The organism is Pseudomonas sp. IzPS59, from assembly GCF_014863505.1.
GTDB classification, from domain to species: domain Bacteria; phylum Pseudomonadota; class Gammaproteobacteria; order Pseudomonadales; family Pseudomonadaceae; genus Aquipseudomonas; species Aquipseudomonas kribbensis.
The window spans coordinates 645,498-665,217 of record NZ_CP062251.1; the positions used below are offsets into that span (position 1 = coordinate 645,498).

The following is a 19,720-nucleotide window of genomic DNA, read 5'->3' on the forward strand; positions in this document are numbered from 1 at the left end:
TCAGACCGCGTCAGGACTGTCGATCTGCTCCAGCATCCACTTCACGAAATCCCGCACCTTGGGCACTTCCGCCGCGTGTTCCGGGTAGGCCAGGTAATACGCGTCAGTACTTGGCATTGCATGCTGCCAGGGAATGACCAGTTTGCCGTCGGCCAATTCCTCTTCCACCAGGAACCTCGGCAACAGGGCGACGCCGCAGCCGACCTGCGCCGCGCGGATACACATATAAAAGGTTTCGAAACGCGGGCCGTGGTAGCTGTGTTCGGTCTGGTAGCCCTGGCTGTCGAACCAGTCGTGCCACGCTTGCGGGCGCGAAGCATTCTGCAGCAGCACCAGATCGGTGAGTTGCGTTGGATCAGTCAACGGCGTGTCCGGCAGGCTGCCGGGTGCGCAGACGGGCACCAGCTCTTCGCCGAACAGCTTCAGGCATTCGGTGCCGGGGCGTGAGCCCTGGCCGAAATAGAACGCCAGGTCGCTGCGCCCTTGCAGCAAGTCATCGGCTTCCTGTTCGTTGCACAGGTCCAGATGAATCGACGGATGACGCAGGCGCCAGCCCTTGAGGCGCGGCACCAGCCAGCGAGCGCCGAAGGTCGAGGGTGTCGAGACCCGCAGGACTTCGGTTTCGCCGCCGTAGGAACGCAGGTAATGGGTCGACATCTCGACCTGGGTCAGGATTTTTCTGACTTCCACCAGGTACAGATCACCGGCCGGGGTCATCTGCAAACGGCGGCGCACCCGGCGGAACAACAGGTGCTGCAGCAATTCTTCGAGCTGCGCCACCTGCTTGCTGACGGCGCTCTGGGTCAGGTTCAGTTCCTCGGCAGCCCGGGTGAAACTCAGGTGCCGGGTCACGGCCTCGAAGCACTGCAGCGCGGTGATCGACGGCAAGTGGCGTTTGTTCAGCATAGGCGATCCTTTTCTTGTCTTTCTGCGCAGCATGAATAAACGGAATGATATCTCGCGTAAAGGTCGTTTGTTGCATGGCCTTCCTGAAGCTACAACTAAAGGCCTGCCCGGTCGTGAAAACGCGACCGCACACATTCAGTTTTTTGCTTGAGGAGTGACCCATGGTTGCCGCATTGCTTGATCGTCTTGGTGTGAACCCGGCCCTGTACCAGAACGGCAAAGTGCCGGTGCATTCGCCCATCGACGGCAGCCGCATCGGCGCCGTGAACTGGGAAGGCCCGGCCGAAGTCGAGCAGCACATCAGTCGCGCAGATCATGCGTTCGAACAATGGCGCAAGGTGCCGGCCCCGCGTCGCGGCGAGCTGGTGCGTCAGTTCGGCGAAGTCCTGCGTGAATACAAGGCCGATCTCGGTGAGCTGGTGTCGTGGGAAGCGGGCAAGATCACTCAGGAAGGCCTCGGTGAAGTGCAGGAGATGATCGACATCTGCGACTTCGCCGTTGGCCTGTCCCGCCAGTTGTACGGTTTGACCATCGCTTCCGAGCGCCCGGGCCACCACATGCGTGAAACCTGGCACCCGCTGGGCGTGGTCGGCGTGATCAGTGCGTTCAACTTCCCGGTCGCGGTGTGGGCGTGGAACACCACGCTGGCGCTGGTCTGCGGCAACCCGGTGGTATGGAAACCATCGGAAAAGACTCCGCTGACCGCACTGGCTTGTCAGGCGCTGTTCGAGCGCGTACTGAAGAATTTCAGCGATGCCCCGGCGCATCTGAGCCAAGTGATCATCGGCGGCCGCGATGCCGGCGAAGCGCTGGTGGATGACCCGCGTGTCGCACTGATCAGCGCCACCGGCAGCACCCGCATGGGCCGCGAAGTGGCGCCGAAAGTCGCCGCACGCTTCGCTCGCAGCATTCTCGAACTGGGCGGCAACAACGCCATGATCCTCGGCCCGAGCGCCGATCTGGACATGGCCGTGCGCGCCATTCTGTTCAGCGCCGTCGGCACTGCCGGTCAGCGTTGCACCACGTTGCGTCGCCTGATCGCCCATGAGTCGGTGAAAGAAGAAATCGTCACCCGCCTCAAGGCTGCCTATTCCAAGGTCCGTATCGGTCACCCGCTGGAAGGCAACCTGATCGGCCCGCTGATCGACAAACACAGCTTCGAAAACATGCAGGACGCCCTGGAACAGGCGCTGAGCGAGGGCGGCCGGGTGTTCGGCGGCAAGCGCCAACTGGAAGACCAGTTCCCCAACGCCTACTACGTGTCGCCGGCCATCGTTGAAATGCCGGAGCAGAGCGACGTGGTGTGCAGCGAAACCTTCGCACCAATCCTGTACGTGGTCGGCTACAGCGATTTTGATGAGGCGCTGCGCCTGAACAATGCCGTGCCGCAAGGCCTGTCGTCGTGCATCTTCACCACTGATGTGCGCGAGGCCGAGAAATTCATGTCGGCGGTCGGTAGTGACTGCGGCATCGCCAACGTCAACATCGGTCCGAGTGGCGCGGAAATCGGCGGCGCGTTTGGTGGTGAAAAAGAAACCGGTGGCGGTCGCGAGTCGGGCTCTGATGCGTGGCGCGCTTACATGCGCCGGCAGACCAACACCGTGAACTACTCGCTGGAGTTGCCGCTGGCGCAGGGCATCACATTCGACTGATTCCTTCGGTCAAGTGGAGATCCCCTTGTGGGAGCAGGCTCGCTCCCACATTGTTGAACTGTGTGTTTGTTAGGTTTCTGTTGGAGTCTGGCAATGCCGTTACGCGAAGAATGTCTGTGGGAAAAACTCACGCCGCAACGACCGGATAACACGGCGCTCAGGGGCGAGGTCAAAGTCGATGTCTGCGTGATCGGCGCCGGGTTTACCGGATTGTCGGCCGCGCTGCATCTGTTGGAGAAAGGCAAAAGCGTTTGCGTGCTCGAAGCCCATCGCGCCGGGCAGGGCGGGTCCGGGCGCAACGTCGGGCTGGTCAACGCCGGGATGTGGATTCCGCCGGACGAGATCGAGGCCGGCTTCGGCGAGGCGGTCGGCAGCCAGCTCAACCGCATGCTCGGTGCGGCGCCGGCGCTGGTGTTCAGCCTTGTGGATAAATACAACATCGATTGCCAGTTGCGCCGCGAAGGCACCCTGCACATGGCGCACAACGCCAAGGGCGAGGCGGATCTGCGCAGTCGTGAAGAACAGTGGAAACGCCGCGGTGCGCCGGTCGAACTGCTGACCGGCAAGGCCTGTGAACAGGCGACCGGCACGCAGAAGATTGCCGCCGCGCTGCTGGACCGGCGCGCCGGCACGCTCAATCCGATGGCGTATGTCACCGGGCTGGCGAAAGCCGTGGCGGGGCTCGGCGGGCAGATGTTCGATCATTCCCCGGTCACCCGCCTTGAGCGTCAGGGCCAGCAATGGTCGGTGCAGACCGCTCAGGGTTCGGTGCAAGCCGAACAAGTGGTGATCGCCTCCAACGCCTACACCGAAGGCGACTGGACCGAACTCAAGCGCAATTTCTTCCCCGGTTACTACTATCAGGTCGCTTCGGTGCCGCTCACCGAAGACGCTGCCCATGAAATCCTCCCGGGCGGACAGGGCTCGTGGGATACCCGCCAGGTGTTGAGCAGCATCCGCCGCGACAAGGACGGGCGACTGTTGCTGGGCAGCCTCGGTAATGGCAATCAGAAACCGACCTGGTTCCTCAAGGCCTGGGCCGACCGGGTGCAGCAGCATTATTTCCCCAACCTCAAACCCGTGGAGTGGGAATGCACCTGGACCGGGCGCATTGCCTTCACTCCCGATCACCTGATGCGCCTGTTCGAGCCGGCGCCGGGACTGGTGGCCGTCACCGGTTACAACGGCCGTGGCGTGACCACCGGCACCGTGGTTGGCAAGGCCTTCGCCGACTACCTGTGTAACGGAAATCCTCAGGCGTTGCCGATTCCCTTCGCACCGATGCAGCCCCTGGCGGGGGTGGGCTTGCGCAGTTGCCTGTACGAGGCCGGGTTCTCGCTGTATCACGCGGGCCAGTGCCTGCGCATCGTCATCTGAGTGTTGAAATATGTTGCCGGAAGCGGCGCTTTTCGATGTAGCGACTAGCCTGTAATGGTGCGGGTTGTAGCAGTCCCGCACCAGCAGTGTGCAGTTCGGTGACGCGGGCTGTTACAGGCTGGTTGCACGTCGTTTGGCGCCGCGGTTGCAATGATGGCGCGTGCGGGTTGCGCCTGAAAAAACAAATGGTTTCACCTTCCGCGGTTTAGACGGTTGCACGCCCAATGAAAATGGGAACGAAACAGTCGAAATAACAAGAAAGCAGCGACTTTTTGAAGAATAAAAAACCGATGGCACGGCCCTTGCTCTGAGCATTCCAGTGAAGTCGCAGTGCCAACTAAAAAAAACCTTGGAGCACCACCTCATGTCCCAGACGTTTTACAAGAAAGGCTTTCTGGCCCTCGCAGTGGCTACTGCGCTGGGTGTTTCTGCGTTTGCACAAGCTGATGTGAAAATCGGTGTGGCGGGCCCCATGACTGGCGCCAACGCGGCATTTGGCGAGCAGTACATGAAGGGGGCACAAGCGGCGGCCGATGCGGTCAACGCGGCGGGCGGCGTCAACGGGGAGAAAATCGTCCTGGTCAAAGGCGATGACGCCTGCGAACCGAAACAGGCGGTGACGGTCGCCAAGGACCTCACCAACCAGAAAGTCGCCGGTGTGGTCGGCCACTTCTGCTCGTCCTCCACCATTCCTGCGTCGGAGATCTATGACGAAGCCGGCATCATCGCGATCACCCCGGGGTCCACCAACCCGCAAGTGACCGAGCGCGGCCTGAGCGCCATGTTCCGTATGTGCGGGCGTGACGACCAGCAAGGCATCGTCGCCGGCGACTACATCGTCGACGTGCTCAAGGGCAAGAAAGTGGCCGTGCTGCACGACAAGGACACCTACGGTCAGGGCCTGGCCGATGCGACCAAGGCACAGCTGGAAAAACGCGGCGTGAAGCCGGTGCTGTACGAAGGCCTGACCCGTGGCGAGAAAGACTTCAGCGCCGTGGTCACCAAGATCCGCGCGGCCGGTGCCGACGTGGTCTACTTCGGTGGCCTGCACCCGGAAGCCGGTCCACTGGTCAAGCAACTGCGTACCGAAGGCCTGAAGGACGTGAAGTTCATGTCTGACGACGGCATCGTGACCGACGAACTGGTGACCACCGCCGGCGGCCCGCAATACGTCGACGGCGTGCTGATGACCTTCGGCGCCGACCCGCGCCTGCTGCCGGAAAGCAAGACTGTCGTGGATGCCTTCCGCAAGGCCGGCACCGAGCCTGAAGGCTACACCCTGTACGCCTACGCCTCGATCCAGGCCCTGGCCGCCGGCTTCAACGGTGCCAAGTCCAACAAGGGCGAAGACGCTGCCAAATGGCTGAAAGCCAACCCTGTGAAAACCGTGATGGGCGAGAAGACCTGGGACGCCAAGGGCGACCTGAAAGTCTCCGACTACGTGGTCTACCAGTGGGACGCGACCGGCAAATATCACCAGCTGGAAAAACAGAAATAACGGCACCTGATCAACCGGACGCCACATTCCCTGTGGGAGCGGGCTTGCCCGCGATGACGGTCTGACAGTCGACAACTTTGTTGAATGCTCTACCGCTATCGCTGGCAAGCCAGCTCCCACAAGGGGCTGCGGTGGCCTGTCTGACACTGCTCCGACGTAAATCTGTATTTTTCCTAGAAGAACCGCGTGCCCCCGGGTGTGCAGGTTCTCACTGCGTGAGATTGCGTTATGGATGGTATTTTCCTGCAGCAACTGGTCAACGGCCTGACCCTCGGGTCGGTCTATGGCCTGATCGCCATCGGCTACACAATGGTCTACGGCATCATCGGCATGATCAACTTCGCCCACGGCGAGGTTTACATGATTTCCGCTTACCTCGCGGCAATCAGTCTGGCTCTGCTGGCTTACTTCGGTATCGAATCCTTCCCGCTGCTGATGCTCGGCACACTGGTCTTCACCATCGTCGTCACGGGGGTGTATGGCTGGGTCATCGAACGCATCGCCTACAAACCACTGCGCAACTCCACCCGACTGGCTCCGCTGATCAGCGCCATCGGTATCTCCCTGATCCTGCAAAACTATGCCCAGATCAGCCAGGGCGCCCGTCAACAGGGTGTTCCGACGCTGCTCACCGGTGCCTGGCGCATCGACGTCGGCTCGGGCTTCGTCCAGCTGACCTACACCAAGATCTTCATTCTCGTCGCGGCGTTCGTCGGGATGGGCCTGCTGACCTACGTGATCAAGTACACCAAGCTCGGCCGCATGTGCCGCGCCACCCAGCAAGACCGCAAGATGGCCTCGATCCTGGGGATCAACACCGACCGGGTGATTTCCTATGTGTTCATCATCGGTGCAGCGATGGCGGCCCTGGCCGGCGTGCTGATCACCATGAACTACGGCACGTTCGACTTCTACGCAGGCTTCGTCATCGGCATCAAGGCGTTCACCGCCGCGGTGCTCGGCGGGATCGGCTCGCTGCCTGGCGCCATGTTGGGCGGGATCATCCTCGGGATCTCCGAGTCGCTGTTCTCGGGCCTGGTCAACTCCGACTACAAAGACGTGTTCAGCTTCTCGCTGCTCGTACTTGTTCTGGTCTTCCGGCCTCAGGGCCTGCTGGGCCGTCCTCTTGTGTCGAAGGTGTAAGCGATGTCTTCAACCACTGCAAAATCCATTGATGTCAAAAAAAGCCTGGTTGAGGCGATTCTCGCCGGTCTGATCGCCCTGATCGTGTTCGGGCCGATTGTCGGCGTGGTACTCGACGGCTACAGCTTCAACCTCGAACCGACCCGCGTGGCGTGGATCATTGCCATCGTCATGGCCGGCCGCTTTGCCCTCAGCCTGTTCCTGCAGACCCCCAAGGGCCTGAAAATCCTCGAAGGATTCGAGAGCACCGGTTCCGGCGTGCATGTGTTGCCCGCCGATCACAAATCCAGGCTGCGCTGGATCATCCCGCTGCTGATCGTGCTGGCGGTGATCGTGCCATTCGTTTCCAACTCCTACCTGCTGGGCGTGGTCATCCTCGGATTGATTTACGTGCTGCTGGGGCTGGGGCTGAACATCGTGGTCGGTCTGGCCGGCCTGCTCGACCTGGGTTACGTGGCGTTCTACGCCATCGGCGCCTACGGTCTGGCGCTCGGTTATCAGTACCTCGGCCTGGGCTTCTGGACCGTGCTGCCGCTGGCGGCGATCACTGCTGGCCTTGCCGGTTGCATCCTCGGTTTCCCGGTGCTGCGCCTGCACGGTGACTACCTGGCGATCGTGACCCTCGGTTTCGGTGAAATCATCCGTCTGATCCTCAACAACTGGCTGTCCCTGACCGGCGGCCCGAACGGCATGCCGGCACCTCTGCCGACGTTCTTCGGACTGGAATTCGGCAAGCGGGCGAAGGATGGCGGGGTGCCGTTCCACGAGTTCTTCGGCATCGCCTACAACCCGGACGTGAAGTATTACTTCATCTATGCGGTGCTGTTCCTGGTGGTGCTGGCCGTGCTGTACATCAAGCACCGTCTGGTGAAGATGCCGGTCGGCCGCGCCTGGGAAGCCCTGCGCGAAGACGAGATCGCCTGCCGCTCGATGGGCCTCAACCACGTGCTGGTCAAGCTCTCGGCGTTCACCATCGGTGCGTCCACGGCGGGTCTGGCGGGTGTGTTCTTCGCCACCTATCAAGGCTTCGTCAACCCGACGTCGTTCACCTTCTTCGAATCGGCGTTGATCCTCGCCATCGTCGTGCTCGGCGGCATGGGCTCGACCATCGGCGTGGTGATCGCAGCGTTCGTGCTGACGGTTGCCCCGGAACTGCTGCGCGGCTTCGCCGAATACCGCGTGCTGCTGTTCGGGATCCTGATGGTGTTGATGATGATCTGGCGACCGCGCGGGCTGATCCGCATCAGCCGTACCGGGGTCACTCCACGCAAAGGTGCCATTCACTATGAGAGGACTGCGCCATGAGTGAAGTCGTACTCTCTGTTGAAAAACTGATGATGCACTTCGGTGGCATCAAGGCCTTGAGCGACGTCAGCCTGAAGGTCAAACGCAACTCGATCTTCGCCCTGATCGGCCCCAACGGCGCCGGCAAGACCACGGTGTTCAACTGCCTGACCGGGTTCTACAAGGCCTCCGGCGGCAAGATCGAACTCAACGTGCGCGGCCAGCAGACCAACGTCATCAAGCTGCTGGGCGAGTCGTTCAAGCCGACCGACTTCGTCTCGCCGAAAAGCTTCGCCAGTCGCCTCTACTACAAGATGTTTGGCGGCACCCATCTGGTGAACCGCGCGGGCCTGGCCCGGACGTTCCAGAACATTCGCCTGTTCAAGGAAATGTCGGTGCTGGAAAACCTGCTGGTGGCCCAGCACATGTGGGTCAACCGCAACATGCTGGCCGGTATCCTCAACACCAAGGGTTACCGCAAGGCCGAAAGCGATGCGCTGGACTGCGCGTTCTACTGGCTGGAAGTGGTGGACCTGGTGGACTGCGCCAACCGTCTGGCCGGTGAACTGTCCTACGGCCAGCAGCGCCGTCTGGAAATCGCCCGGGCCATGTGCACGCGGCCGCAGATCATCTGCCTCGACGAACCGGCCGCCGGCCTCAACCCTCAGGAAACCGAAGCGCTGAGCGCGATGATCCGGCTGCTGCGCGACGAGCACGATCTGACCGTGGTGCTGATCGAACACGACATGGGCATGGTAATGAGCATTTCCGATCACATCGTGGTGCTGGACCACGGCATCGTCATCGCCGAGGGCGGTCCGGACGATATCCGCCACGATCCGAAGGTGATTGCGGCTTACCTGGGCGCCGACGAAGAGGAAGTCGTATGACGCAACCCATCCTCGAACTCAAGGATCTGGACGTGTTCTACGGCCCGATCCAGGCCCTCAAAGGCGTCTCGCTGCAGATCAACGAAGGGGAAACCGTCAGCCTGATCGGCTCCAACGGTGCCGGCAAGTCGACGCTGCTGATGTCGATCTTCGGCCAGCCACGGGCGGCGGGCGGGCAGATCCTCTATCAAGGCGTGGACATTACCCACAAGTCATCGCACTACATCGCCTCCAACGGCATCGCGCAGTCGCCGGAAGGACGGCGGGTGTTCCCCGACATGACCGTCGAGGAAAACCTGCTGATGGGCACCATCCCGATTGGCGACAAGTACGCCAAGGAAGATATGCAGCGCATGTTCGAGCTGTTCCCGCGGCTCGAAGAGCGTCGCACCCAGCGGGCGATGACCATGTCCGGCGGTGAACAGCAGATGCTCGCCATCGCCCGGGCCCTGATGAGCCGTCCCAAGCTGTTGCTGCTGGATGAGCCGAGTCTGGGGCTGGCGCCGATCGTGGTGAAACAGATCTTCGCCACCCTGCGGGAACTGGCGAAAACCGGCATGACCATTTTCCTTGTCGAGCAGAACGCCAACCACGCGTTGAAACTGTCCGACCGGGCCTACGTGATGGTCAACGGCGAGATCCGCCTGACGGGCACCGGCAAGGAATTGCTGGTGAACGAGGAGGTGCGTAACGCCTATCTTGGCGGGCACTGAGTTCTCAGGTTTTCCACAGCTATAAAGAGCCCCGAGACGCCAGTCCCGGGGCTTTTTTGTATCCAGAATCGATCACGATCCACGCCATTCCCGAAATTGTGGAAAACAAAATCCCCAACCTGCCAAAGCGCGACATATAGACGCTGCAAATCGCTGTTTTTCCACAGTTTTGACTTGTCCCCGTTTGCTGTGGAACTGGCTGTGAATAACGTGGGAGTAGCTGGCTGATAGCCTTTAAATCCGTGGCTTGCAGGCATGTGGTTGTTTTTTGATCAGGGGTTTTCCCGGTTGCTGGAGACCCGTTTGTCAACCTTTTTATGGCCATGGCAAAACAGGCGAATGCATGTGGGCAAGCCTGTGGATAAGTCTGTGATTAAACTCTGGAAAGACTGCGCTGAGGGCCGTGATTACTGGCCCTGCGCAATCACGGCGGTGACCGGCCGGTCGTGCAGAATGCCTTGCCCGGCACAATCGGCGGATCAGGGTCAAGCGAAAAACTTTGCTTTTGCGGCGCAAAGCCTTGTGTGGCGCGGCTTTGCGCATTTCCACTTGCCCCCGGAAACTGTGGAAGGGACTGTGGATAACGTGCGCGCATGTGGCTACAGGCCACGCCGCTCAAGGCGTTGCGAGCATTGATCAATTTATGAGCAGAAACGCACGCCAGCCGGTGGTTGCTCGTGAATGCCGGGCCGGGCATGCTGCCTGCTGATTTTCTATTCCAATGGCTGCCCCGGGTGGCCGAAGCAAGGAGAACACGATGTCCAACACCCTGTTTATCACCGGCGCGACGTCCGGTTTTGGTGAAGCCTGTGCCCGTCGTTTTGCCGAGGCCGGCTGGAAACTGGTGCTGACCGGTCGTCGTGAAGAACGCCTCAATGCGCTGTGCGCCGAGCTGTCGAAGCAGACCGAAGTGCATGGCCTGGTGCTGGACGTGCGTGATCGCAAGGCGATGGAGGAGGCGATTGCCAACCTGCCGCCATCCTTCGCCAAACTGCGCGGCCTGATCAACAACGCAGGTCTCGCGCTGGGCGTGGACCCTGCACCGAAGTGCGACCTCGACGATTGGGACACCATGGTCGACACCAACGTCAAAGGCCTGATGTACAGCACTCGCCTGTTGCTGCCACGCCTGATCGCCCACGGTCGTGGCGCCGGCATCGTCAACCTCGGTTCCATCGCCGGTAACTATCCGTACCCGGGCAGCCACGTTTATGGCGCGACCAAGGCGTTCGTCAAACAGTTCTCGCTGAACCTGCGTTGCGACTTGCAGGGCACCGGCGTGCGGGTCAGCAACATCGAGCCGGGCCTGTGCGAGAGCGAGTTCTCGCTGGTGCGTTTCGGCGGCGATCAGGCGCGTTACGACGCGACCTACGCCGGTGCCGAGCCGATCCAGCCGCAGGACATCGCCGAGACGATCTTCTGGGTGCTGAATGCGCCGGCGCACATCAACATCAACAGCCTGGAACTGATGCCGGTGAGCCAGACCTGGGCGGGTTTTGCCATCGAGCGTAACAAGGCCTGATACGGTTATGCCCTCTTCGCCAGCCTGCTGGCGAAGAGGGCAAATCGGCCAGAATCTGGCAGTAAGGTAGACTCATCCCTCAACAACCCAACCGCACCCTGCGGTTATCAAGGTTTTTCGAGGAGTCAAAGTGAGTAACCGAGGTGAGCAGTCGCTGCTCAAACAATCGACCCTTCTGATGTTCGCCGTGTCGATCGCCGGGATCGCCACCGGTTTTATTTCGGGTTCCCAGTCCATCCTGTTCGATGGCTTTTTTTCGCTGATTGCAACCTTCATCAAAGTGCTGATGCTGATCACGGCGAAGCTGATCGCCAAGCAAAGCAACCAGCGCTTCCAGTTCGGTTTCTGGCACCTTGAGCCGATGGTGTTGTTGATCGAGGGCAGCTTCCTGCTGCTGATTGCGATCTACGCGTTTCTCAACGGCGTGTTCGGCATCATCAATGGCGGTCGTGAGATCGAGCTGGGCCTGGTGATCATCTACGCGGCGGTGTTCACCGTCGTCGAGTTCGCCTACTTCTTCTACGTGCGCCACCGCAATCGCAAGCTCAAATCGAGCCTGATCCAGTTCGACAACATCAGCTGGCTGGTGGACGCGATGCTCTCCGTGGGCCTGTTGATAAGTTTCCTCGCGGCGCTGCTGCTCAAGTCTCAGGGCTATGGCGAATGGGCGAAGTTCGTCGACCCGCTGATCCTGATCGTGCTGGCCCTGACCATGTTGCCGCCGGCGTTCAAGATCCTCGGCCCGGCGCTGCGTGACGTGCTCGGCATTGCGCCGGACACGCTGGATGAGCAGGTGCGCGAGGTGATGGAGGCGGCGAAGGTCGAGCATGGTTTCGACGATTACGTGTCCTACGTGCAGAAGCACGGGCGGGCGCGATTTATCGAGATTCATGTGGTGTTGCCGGCGGATTATCGACTGCAGAGCGTCGGTCAGCTGGATGGGCTGCGTGAGCAGATTTCCGCGAAGCTGGGCAAACCGGACGCGGCGCGCTGGCTGACCATCAGCTTTACCGGCGACAGGAAGTGGATTGCCTGATGTTGTGTGGCGAGGGAGTTGCTCCCTCGCCACTGCGGTCAGCTCAGATAGTCGGCGAGACCGCGATAGCAGGTCGCCAGGTGATACGGCGTGGTCGACGGCATGTCCTTGCGGCTGACCTCGCCCTGTTCGTCGCGGCATTCATGCCAGCCACCCGCATGCAGGAAGCGCTGCTGCAACGCCTGCAACTGGCGCAGCACGGCGGCTTCGCTGTCCGGACGCAAGGTCAGGGCGCGCAGGTATTCGGCCTGGGCCCAGATGCGCTGGGTCGAATCTTTCGGCCTCCCGTCCATATCCAGATCGAGCATGGCCCGCACCGCACCGGACGATTGCACCACGCCATACTGCTCGGTGAAGGCAAAGGCCCGGTCCAGCGCGGCATGCAGTTTCGAACCGCGCAGTAGCGGCGAGGACTCCAGCAGGAAATACCACTCGAACTGATGGCCCGGCTCATACCAGTTATCCACAGCCCCCAGCGGTTTCTCCATCAGCACACCGGCCTGCGGATCGACGAAGTGCTTGTGCATGGCTGTGCATAACTCGCTCAGCGCCTGCTTGACCTGCGCATCTTCACGCACGGCCAAGGTGGCCAGGAAAGCCTCGGCCAGGTGCATCAGCGGGTTTTGCAGCGGGCCGGTTTGCAGCGTGATCCAGTCGCGGTCGAGGCAGGCTTCGTAGAGGCCGTCACCGGTGGCGAACCGCCGGCCGATGACCTCCAGCGCAGCGTTCAGGGTCGATTCCACCAACGGTTCGCGAGACTTGTCCCAATAGTGGGCGCAGGCGAACAGGATGAAGGCGTGGGTGTAGAGATCCTTGCGCTGATCCAGCGGTTTGCCTTGGGGATCGATGCTGTAGAACCAGCCGCCATGCTCGGCATCGTGGAAGTGCCGTTGCAGGGAGCGAAACAGCGCAGCCGCGCGCGCTTCGGCGTTATCCACAACCCCGATCAGGCTGGAAAACAGGTACAGCTGCCGTGCACAGGCCATGGCCCGGTAGCGCTGCGGTGGCAGCGGCTGATGCGCGGCGTCGAGCGCCTCGTAAGGCAACGCCATGTCGGCGTTCCAGCCCGGTCCTTGCCAGAGGGGCACGATCACGTCCAGAAAGTGCTGTTGCACTTCACCGAACAGGGTGGTCAATTCAGGCAGGGAGGCGGAGCGGGAAGCGTGGGGCATGGGCGGACGTCGTCACGGCAGGGGCGATTGCGCGACATGGTAGCAGAGAGTGGCGATCGATCGTTCCCGCGCCATGCCCGGGAACGATCAGAGGTACAAATCAGCCGGCCAGCAACCACGCGCCAGTCACGGCCGAAGCGGCTCCGGCCAGTCGCACCAGCGGCGCAGCAGCTTGGGGCAGAAAACGCACGACCGCATAACCCGCCGCGTGCAACGCAGCCGTCGCTACCACGAAACCGGCGGCATACGCCCACGGGCTCGACATGTCCGGCAACTCCAGACCGTGGGCCACGCCATGGAACAGCGCAAACAACGCCGTCGCCGCCACTGCCATCACCAGCGGCGGACGCACCGCCAGCGCCACCGCCAGACCCAGCGCCAGCACCGAAGCGGCAATCCCGCTTTCCAGCGCCGGCAACTCAAGTCCTTCAAACCCGAGCAGGCCGCCGATCAGCATGGTGCCAACGAACGTGCACGGCAGCGCCCAGCGCGCCGCGCCTTGCTGCTGCGCCGCCCACAAACCAACGGCCACCATCGCCAGCAAATGGTCGAGGCCGCCGATCGGGTGGCTGATACCGGCCACCAGACCGGAGTCGCCGTGGCCAGGGTGAGCGAAGGCCAGTGCCGGTGTCAGCAGGAGTGCGACGGCGCCAAGAGTGCGTTTGAGTGTCATGGAGAAGCTTCCTTGTTGATCAGTGAATCAGGCTGCGGTCAGCAGGCCCTGGCGTTCGATGAAGGCGATGATGTCTTCCAGGCCCTGACCGGTTTTCTGGTTGCTGAACACGAACGGCTTGCCGTTGCGCATGCGTTGGGTGTCGCTGTTCATCATCTCCAGCGAGGCGCCGACCAGCGGCGCGAGGTCGATCTTGTTGATCACCAGCAGGTCGGATTTGCAGATGCCGGGCCCGCCCTTGCGCGGCAGCTTGTCGCCAGCCGAAACGTCGATCACGTAAATGGTCAGGTCGGACAGTTCCGGGCTGAAGGTTGCGGAAAGGTTGTCGCCACCGGACTCCACCAGAATCAGGTCCAGCCCCGGAAAACGCCGGTTCAGTTGATCCACCGCTTCGAGGTTGATCGACGCGTCTTCGCGGATTGCCGTGTGCGGGCAGCCGCCGGTTTCCACGCCGATGATGCGTTCCGGTGCCAGGGCTTCGTTGCGCACCAGGAAGTCGGCGTCTTCGCGGGTGTAGATGTCGTTGGTCACCACGGCCAGGTTGTAGCGCTCGCGCAGCGCCAGGCACAGGGCCAGGGTCAACGCGGTCTTGCCGGAACCGACCGGGCCGCCGATGCCGACGCGCAGGGGTTGTGTGTTCATGTGATTCTCCAGACTGAAAGGCCCTAGGAACGGAACAGGCGGCTGTACTGGCGCTCGTGGGCCATGCACGCCAGGGACAGACCGAACGCGGCGCTGCCGAGGTGTTCGGGATTGATTCGGGTGGCGTCCTGCTGGGCCTGTTGCAACAGCGGCAGCAGTTCGCTGGTCAGGCGCTGGGCGGCTTGCTGGCCCAGCGGCAGGGTTTTCATCAGCACCGCAAGCTGGTTTTCCAGCCAGCTCCACAGCCAGGCGGCTAGGGCGTCCTGCGGAGTTATCTGCCAGGCGCGGGCCGCCAGTGCCCAGCACAGGGCAAGATGCGGTTCGTCGCAGTGTTCGAGAAAGTCCCGCGCGGCCTGATCGAGTTCGGGCAAGCCGTTGAGCAATTGCTGCAACGAGTAGCCCATCTGCCGGCTCTCCAGATGCAGCTCGCGGGTTTCGCGGCTGGCGCGGTGGCTTTCGCAGAGCTTGCGCAATTCGTCCCAGCGTTCGTCCGCTGCCGCCTGGCAATGGGCGAGCAGCAGCGGCGCTTCGAATCGTGCGAGATTGAGCAGCAATTGATCGCTGATCCAGCGCCCGGCGCTGTCCGGGCTGTCGACGCGGCCGTTATCCACAGCCATCTCCAGGCCCTGGGAATAGCTGTAGCCGCCAATCGGCAGTTGCGGACTGGCCAGGCGCAGCAGCGCCCAGGCCGGGTTCACAAACGGACGCCGAACTGGTGGAGTTTCGGCGCGTAGTTGAAGTCTTCTTCACCGTGCCGCGAATGGTGATGGCCGCCACCGTAGGCGCCGTGTTCCGGCTGGAACGGGGCTTCGATGGATTCCACCTGCGCACCCAGTTGCTCAAGCATGGCTTTGAGTACGTAATCGTCGAGCAGACGCAACCAGCCGTCACCGACTTGCAGCGCGACGTGGCGATTGCCCAGGTGATAGGCCGCGCGGGTCAGTTCGAAGGCGTTGGCGCAGGTGACGTGCAACAGTTGTTCGGGGCGGGCGCAGACCCGGACGATCCGGCCATCTTCAGCCTGCAGGCATTCGCCGTCATGCAGCGGCGGCTGGCCGCGCTCCAGAAACAGTCCGACGTCTTCGCCGTCGGCACTGAAACAGCGCAGGCGGCTTTTGCTCCTGGCTTCGAAAGTCAGGTGCAACTCGGCGGCCCAGACGGGTTGGGGGTCGATTCTGCGATGAATCACCAGCATCGGAAAGCTTCCTGCTAAGAACAATGCTCAGGCTAGAGCAAGGGGCTTGCCAATCGGACGATACGTAGGAAAACCCTGTCGGAGACTAGCGGATGTTTCAAGATGTTGCAGGATTGTGAGGTGTTTTGGTGCATGAAGTTTTTTACATGCACCAATTTGCGGCGCAAAAAAAATCGCAGCCTTGGCTGCGATTTTTTGCTGACTCACTCGGTACTGCCGAGCCCTTGCCAGTGCTTCAACCCGATGAAGATGAAGCGCAACTGCTGGGTGATCTTCGCCTGGGGCGTCAGATGTTCGGGCAGGGCTTCGGCCGGCGGGTCGATGATGTCCGGCAGGGTGGCGAACACCGATTTGACGATCAGGTCGGCCATCACGCTCAGTCCCTCGCGATTGAGGTGCTGGAGTTTGGGCATCAAGGCCAGGTCCGCTGCCAGGTCGGAACTGATGTCCTCCCGCAAACGGCCAATCGCCTGACGCACCGGCAGCGATCCACCGTACTGCTCGCGGGCCAGGAACAGAAACTGCGAACGGTTGGCACTGACCACGTCGAGGAAGATCCGCACCGAGGCATCGATGATCCCGCCCATGACGAATTCGTTGTGGCGCACCAGGCGGATGGTTTCGCGGAAGGTCTGGCCGACTTCGCTGACCAGTACCAGACCGAGTTCGTCCATGTCGGCGAAATGCCGGTAGAAACCGGTGGGCACGATGCCGGCGGTTTTCGTCACTTCACGCAGGCTCAGGCTGCCGAATCCTCGGCCGCTTTCCATCAAGTGGCGGGCAGCGTCCATCAGGGCGTTGCGGGTCTGTTGTTTCTGTTCGGCGCGGGGCAGCATCGCAAGGGTGTGTTCTTAGGCAAGACAAGCGCCGCACTCTAGCAAATCGGCTTTGTCGGCGTCGAACGGCAGCGGGGGAGGGAACAGGGAAATCTCGACTTCTTTATACAGGCTGCTGAAAAGTCAAAAGCCCAATCCGGGGATTGGGCTTTTTTTCCAGGCCGCCACGGGCTTAGCTCAAAGCGCTGTTGCGTTCGATCACGCGGTCACCACCACCTTCGGCCAGGGTTTGGCCTTGTGGGGTTTTGTCGTAGCCGTCAGCAGCCAGGGTCTGGCCTTGTGGGGTCTTGTCGTAGCCGTCAGCAGCGAGGGTTTGACCTTGTGGAGTCTTGTCATAACCGTCTTGAACCAGACCTTTCTCTTCCAGACGATCACGGCCGCCTTCAGCTAAGGTTTGGCCTTGTGGGGTCTTGTCATAGCCATCCTGAACCAGACCTTTTTCTTCCAGACGGTTGCGACCGTTTTCAGCCAGGGTCTGGCCTTGTGGAGTGCGGTCCGAACCGTCAGCAGCGACAGTCTGGCTGAATACCGAGTGGCTGGATTTCACTTGCGGGGTAGCCTGATCGGCAGCTGGCAGAGCGAAAGCGGTGCTGGCCAGCATCGAGAGGGTAAGACTGAACAGAAGTTGGCGTTTCATGATGGGTTGCTCCTTGGGAGGGCGATAAAGTGGGTACGAAGCCAATGCTACTCTCGATAAGTCGATATAAAAGTTCATAAACACAATGGTAATAATCAACAGAATTGATTGTTCGCTTGGGAGGCTCTAGCTCGGGCGTTTCAGGCGGGCGGTTTTGCACTGCGGTGGGTATTTTCCACCCACTTGCGCCCCGCAAAAGTGCGGGGCCGGTAACGCCGATTCGACCGATCGGTCAGAATGGCCACCGTTTTTTGGCCCCGATGGGGCTTTCGATTAAACCTGCGGGCGGTTTGTCAGTCGTAGACTTCATGAGGGCCCTGCAAGGCCCGTTGTATCAGCGGCGTCGATCCGCAGTCGTTTTCAGGAGTTTTGTGCATGACGCGCACCCGTAAAATCTTCGCTTGGACCTTCGCCACCCTCGTGCTGTTGCTGGCGGTGCTGGTCCTGATCATCGTGTTCTTCGACTGGAACCGGATCAAACCGCCGCTCAATGCCAAAGTTTCGGAAGAGTTGCATCGACCGTTCGCCATCAACGGCAACCTGTCAGTGGTCTGGCGGCGCGAACTCGACGAGGGCGGCTGGCGCGCCTGGGTGCCGTGGCCCCATGTGGTGGCCGAAGACCTGACCCTGGGTAACCCGGACTGGTCCAAGCAGCCGCAGATGGTCACCCTCAAAAAAGTCGAGTTGCGCATTTCGCCGCTGGCCTTGCTGGCGCAACGGGTGACGATTCCGCGCATCGACCTGACCGAACCCAACGCCCAATTGCAGCGTCTGGCCGATGGCCGCGCCAACTGGACGTTCAAATTCGATCCCAAGGACCCGAATGCCGAGCCCTCGAACTGGGTGGTGGACATCGGCGCCATCGGTTTCGACAAGGGTCACGTCACCCTGGACGACCAGACTCTCAAGACCAACCTCGACCTGTTGATCGACCCGCTGGGCAAGCCGATTCCCTTCAGCGAAATCGTCGGCGACAAAGCGGCGAAAACCGCGCTGGAAAAGGGCGGCGCGCCGCAGGATTACGCTTTTGCACTGAAAGTCACCGGCCAGTACCACGGTCAGAAACTCACCGGCCAGGGCAAGGTCGGCGGCCTGCTGGCCCTGCAGGATGCAGCCAAACCGTTCCCGCTGCAGGCCCAGGCGAAAATCGGCGACACCAGCATCGAACTCGCCGGCACCCTGACCGATCCGCTCAACCTCGGCGCCCTCGACCTGCGCCTGAAACTGGCGGGCGCCAGCCTTGGCAATCTCTATCCGCTGACCGGCGTGACCCTGCCGGACACACCGCCGTATTCCACCGACGGTCATCTGATCGCCAAACTGCATGAGCCGGACGGCGCGCAGTTCCGCTACGAGCAGTTCAACGGCAAGATCGGCGGCAGCGACATTCATGGCGACCTGGCCTACGTTGCCAGCCAGCCACGGCCCAAACTCAGCGGGGCGTTGCTGTCCAATCAACTGCTGTTCGCCGACCTCGCGCCGCTGATTGGCGCTGATTCCAACGACAAGCAAAAGGCCCGTGGTGGCGAGAGCAAGCAACCGGCGGACAAGGTGCTGCCGGTGGAGGAGTTCAAGACCGATCGTTGGCGGGCGATGGACGCCGACGTCGAATTCACCGGCAAACGCATCGTCCACAGCGAGAAGCTGCCGTTCACCGACCTCTATACCCACCTCAAACTCAACGACGGCGAACTGAGCCTGGAGCCGCTGCGCTTCGGCGTGGCCGGCGGCAACCTTGATGCGCAGATCCGCCTCAACGGCCGTGCTGAACCGCTGGAAGGCCGGGCGAAACTGACCGCACGCAAGTTCAAGCTCAAGCAGCTGTTCCCGACCTTCGAACCGATGAAGACCAGTTTCGGCGAGCTCAACGGCGATGCCGACATCAGCGGTCGCGGCAACTCGGTGTCCAAGCTGCTGGGCGGCGCCAACGGCAACCTGAAGATGCTGATCAACGACGGCGCCATCAGTCGTGAACTGATGGAACTGGCGGGACTTAACGTCGGCAACTACGTGGTCGGCAAGGTCTTTGGCGACAAGGAAGTGAAGATCAATTGCGCGGCGGCAGACTTCGACATCAAGACCGGTCTGGCAACCACGCGGCTGTTCGTGTTCGATACCGAGAACGCGATCATCTACATCGACGGCACGGCGAACATGGCCACCGAGCAACTGGACCTGACCGTGACGCCGGAATCCAAGGGCTGGCGTCTGATTTCCCTGCGTTCGCCGCTGTACGTGCGCGGCAAGTTCATCAAGCCGGATGCCGGGGTCAAAGCGGTGCCGCTGATGCTGCGAGGGGCCGGGATGGTGGCGCTAGGTGTGATCGCTGCACCGGCGGCGGGGCTGTTGGCGCTGGTGGCGCCGAGCGGTGGCGAGCCGAACCAGTGCGCGCCGTTGCTGGAGCAGATGAAGGCGGGCAAGGCACCCGTGACCGTCAAACCCACTAAATGATTCTTTAGCGTTTATCAGAAAGCTATCGCGGGCAAGCCCGCTCCCACAGGTTCAGTGAAAACCCTGTGGGAGCGGGCTTGCCCGCGATTGGAT

Annotated in this window: 18 protein-coding genes; 10 read left to right on the forward strand and 8 right to left on the reverse strand. The window is 61.5% G+C overall.

The window, feature by feature from the left end:
* On the reverse strand, positions 1-906 hold the full coding sequence (locus IF189_RS02835; RefSeq protein ID WP_011332203.1) for a LysR family transcriptional regulator: 906 nt from the start codon (positions 904-906) through the stop codon (positions 1-3).
* A gap of 161 nt (positions 907-1,067) precedes the next feature.
* Between IF189_RS02835 and IF189_RS02840 the strand changes: the two genes are divergently transcribed.
* The 9 genes from IF189_RS02840 to IF189_RS02880 all read left to right on the forward strand — a co-directional run bounded on the left by IF189_RS02840 (position 1,068) and on the right by IF189_RS02880 (position 12,021).
* Positions 1,068-2,558 (forward strand): aldehyde dehydrogenase family protein, encoded by a 1,491-nt coding sequence (locus tag IF189_RS02840; RefSeq protein WP_114881228.1) that lies wholly within the window; start codon positions 1,068-1,070, stop codon positions 2,556-2,558.
* Positions 2,559-2,651: 93 nt separating this feature from the next.
* Entirely contained in the window at positions 2,652-3,935 is a 1,284-nt protein-coding gene (locus tag IF189_RS02845; protein ID WP_192552783.1) for an NAD(P)/FAD-dependent oxidoreductase, read from the forward strand.
* A gap of 364 nt (positions 3,936-4,299) precedes the next feature.
* The gene (locus IF189_RS02850; RefSeq protein WP_085711176.1) at positions 4,300-5,433 is read left to right on the forward strand and encodes an ABC transporter substrate-binding protein; all 1,134 of its coding nucleotides are present in this window, start codon (positions 4,300-4,302) and stop codon (positions 5,431-5,433) included.
* 228 nt (positions 5,434-5,661) lie between these two features.
* On the forward strand, positions 5,662-6,576 hold the full coding sequence (locus IF189_RS02855) for an ABC transporter permease subunit (RefSeq protein ID WP_007950661.1): 915 nt from the start codon (positions 5,662-5,664) through the stop codon (positions 6,574-6,576).
* A gap of 3 nt (positions 6,577-6,579) precedes the next feature.
* A complete protein-coding gene (gene livM, locus IF189_RS02860) occupies positions 6,580-7,881 on the forward strand; it encodes a high-affinity branched-chain amino acid ABC transporter permease LivM (protein WP_134825300.1) in 1,302 nt (433 codons plus the stop codon).
* Positions 7,878-8,750 carry an ATP-binding cassette domain-containing protein gene (locus IF189_RS02865; RefSeq protein ID WP_114881231.1) on the forward strand — a complete coding sequence of 291 codons (873 nt, stop codon included), beginning with the start codon at positions 7,878-7,880 and terminating at the stop codon, positions 8,748-8,750. The genes livM and IF189_RS02865 overlap by 4 nt, the downstream gene beginning before the upstream one ends.
* The gene (locus IF189_RS02870) at positions 8,747-9,463 is read left to right on the forward strand and encodes an ABC transporter ATP-binding protein (protein ID WP_007950655.1); all 717 of its coding nucleotides are present in this window, start codon (positions 8,747-8,749) and stop codon (positions 9,461-9,463) included. The genes IF189_RS02865 and IF189_RS02870 overlap by 4 nt, the downstream gene beginning before the upstream one ends.
* Before the next feature lie 757 nt (positions 9,464-10,220).
* Complete coding sequence (locus IF189_RS02875) at positions 10,221-10,985, forward strand: SDR family oxidoreductase (RefSeq protein ID WP_085701286.1); 765 nt, start codon at positions 10,221-10,223, stop codon at positions 10,983-10,985.
* A 130-nt stretch (positions 10,986-11,115) separates the two neighbouring features.
* Positions 11,116-12,021 carry a cation diffusion facilitator family transporter gene (locus IF189_RS02880; RefSeq protein ID WP_134825301.1) on the forward strand — a complete coding sequence of 302 codons (906 nt, stop codon included), beginning with the start codon at positions 11,116-11,118 and terminating at the stop codon, positions 12,019-12,021.
* Positions 12,022-12,059: 38 nt separating this feature from the next.
* On the opposite strand, the gene IF189_RS02885 is transcribed toward IF189_RS02880, so the two are convergent.
* The 7 genes from IF189_RS02885 to IF189_RS02915 all read right to left on the reverse strand — a co-directional run bounded on the left by IF189_RS02885 (position 12,060) and on the right by IF189_RS02915 (position 17,176).
* On the reverse strand, positions 12,060-13,193 hold the full coding sequence (locus IF189_RS02885; protein ID WP_134825302.1) for an AGE family epimerase/isomerase: 1,134 nt from the start codon (positions 13,191-13,193) through the stop codon (positions 12,060-12,062).
* Positions 13,194-13,293: 100 nt separating this feature from the next.
* On the reverse strand, positions 13,294-13,866 hold the full coding sequence (locus tag IF189_RS02890; RefSeq protein WP_192552784.1) for a HupE/UreJ family protein: 573 nt from the start codon (positions 13,864-13,866) through the stop codon (positions 13,294-13,296).
* A 27-nt stretch (positions 13,867-13,893) separates the two neighbouring features.
* The gene (ureG, locus tag IF189_RS02895; protein WP_007950645.1) at positions 13,894-14,508 is read right to left on the reverse strand and encodes an urease accessory protein UreG; all 615 of its coding nucleotides are present in this window, start codon (positions 14,506-14,508) and stop codon (positions 13,894-13,896) included.
* 23 nt (positions 14,509-14,531) lie between these two features.
* Entirely contained in the window at positions 14,532-15,206 is a 675-nt protein-coding gene (locus IF189_RS02900; protein ID WP_192552785.1) for an urease accessory protein UreF, read from the reverse strand.
* On the reverse strand, positions 15,203-15,703 hold the full coding sequence (gene ureE / locus IF189_RS02905) for an urease accessory protein UreE (RefSeq protein WP_085711182.1): 501 nt from the start codon (positions 15,701-15,703) through the stop codon (positions 15,203-15,205). Before ureE ends, IF189_RS02900 begins: the two co-directional genes overlap by 4 nt.
* 203 nt (positions 15,704-15,906) lie before the next feature.
* Positions 15,907-16,539, reverse strand: a complete 633-nt coding sequence (locus IF189_RS02910) for a TetR family transcriptional regulator (RefSeq protein WP_007950628.1) — start codon at positions 16,537-16,539, stop codon at positions 15,907-15,909.
* 172 nt (positions 16,540-16,711) lie between these two features.
* On the reverse strand, positions 16,712-17,176 hold the full coding sequence (locus IF189_RS02915) for a hypothetical protein (RefSeq protein WP_134825305.1): 465 nt from the start codon (positions 17,174-17,176) through the stop codon (positions 16,712-16,714).
* Positions 17,177-17,551: 375 nt separating this feature from the next.
* On the opposite strand from IF189_RS02915, the gene IF189_RS02920 reads away from it, so the two are divergent.
* Positions 17,552-19,627, forward strand: coding sequence for an AsmA family protein (locus tag IF189_RS02920; protein WP_134825306.1), 2,076 nt, complete (start codon positions 17,552-17,554; stop codon positions 19,625-19,627).
* The last annotated feature ends 93 nt before the right edge of the window (positions 19,628-19,720 follow it).

Bases quoted from the DNA above. Each gene is read 5' to 3' on its own strand.
- IF189_RS02865 (WP_114881231.1), top strand. From the start codon at position 7,878: ATGAGTGAAGTCGTACTCTCTGTTGAAAAACTGATGATGCACTTCGGT.
- ureG (WP_007950645.1), bottom strand. From the start codon at position 14,508: ATGAACACACAACCCCTGCGCGTCGGCATCGGCGGCCCGGTCGGTTCC.
- IF189_RS02875 (WP_085701286.1), top strand. From the start codon at position 10,221: ATGTCCAACACCCTGTTTATCACCGGCGCGACGTCCGGTTTTGGTGAA.
- IF189_RS02855 (WP_007950661.1), top strand. From the start codon at position 5,662: ATGGATGGTATTTTCCTGCAGCAACTGGTCAACGGCCTGACCCTCGGG.
- IF189_RS02890 (WP_192552784.1), bottom strand. From the start codon at position 13,866: ATGACACTCAAACGCACTCTTGGCGCCGTCGCACTCCTGCTGACACCG.
- IF189_RS02835 (WP_011332203.1), bottom strand. From the start codon at position 906: ATGCTGAACAAACGCCACTTGCCGTCGATCACCGCGCTGCAGTGCTTC.
- IF189_RS02845 (WP_192552783.1), top strand. From the start codon at position 2,652: ATGCCGTTACGCGAAGAATGTCTGTGGGAAAAACTCACGCCGCAACGA.
- IF189_RS02840 (WP_114881228.1), top strand. From the start codon at position 1,068: ATGGTTGCCGCATTGCTTGATCGTCTTGGTGTGAACCCGGCCCTGTAC.
- ureE (WP_085711182.1), bottom strand. From the start codon at position 15,703: ATGCTGGTGATTCATCGCAGAATCGACCCCCAACCCGTCTGGGCCGCC.
- IF189_RS02910 (WP_007950628.1), bottom strand. From the start codon at position 16,539: ATGCTGCCCCGCGCCGAACAGAAACAACAGACCCGCAACGCCCTGATG.
- livM (WP_134825300.1), top strand. From the start codon at position 6,580: ATGTCTTCAACCACTGCAAAATCCATTGATGTCAAAAAAAGCCTGGTT.
- IF189_RS02915 (WP_134825305.1), bottom strand. From the start codon at position 17,176: ATGAAACGCCAACTTCTGTTCAGTCTTACCCTCTCGATGCTGGCCAGC.
- IF189_RS02885 (WP_134825302.1), bottom strand. From the start codon at position 13,193: ATGCCCCACGCTTCCCGCTCCGCCTCCCTGCCTGAATTGACCACCCTG.
- IF189_RS02850 (WP_085711176.1), top strand. From the start codon at position 4,300: ATGTCCCAGACGTTTTACAAGAAAGGCTTTCTGGCCCTCGCAGTGGCT.
- IF189_RS02870 (WP_007950655.1), top strand. From the start codon at position 8,747: ATGACGCAACCCATCCTCGAACTCAAGGATCTGGACGTGTTCTACGGC.
- IF189_RS02920 (WP_134825306.1), top strand. From the start codon at position 17,552: ATGACGCGCACCCGTAAAATCTTCGCTTGGACCTTCGCCACCCTCGTG.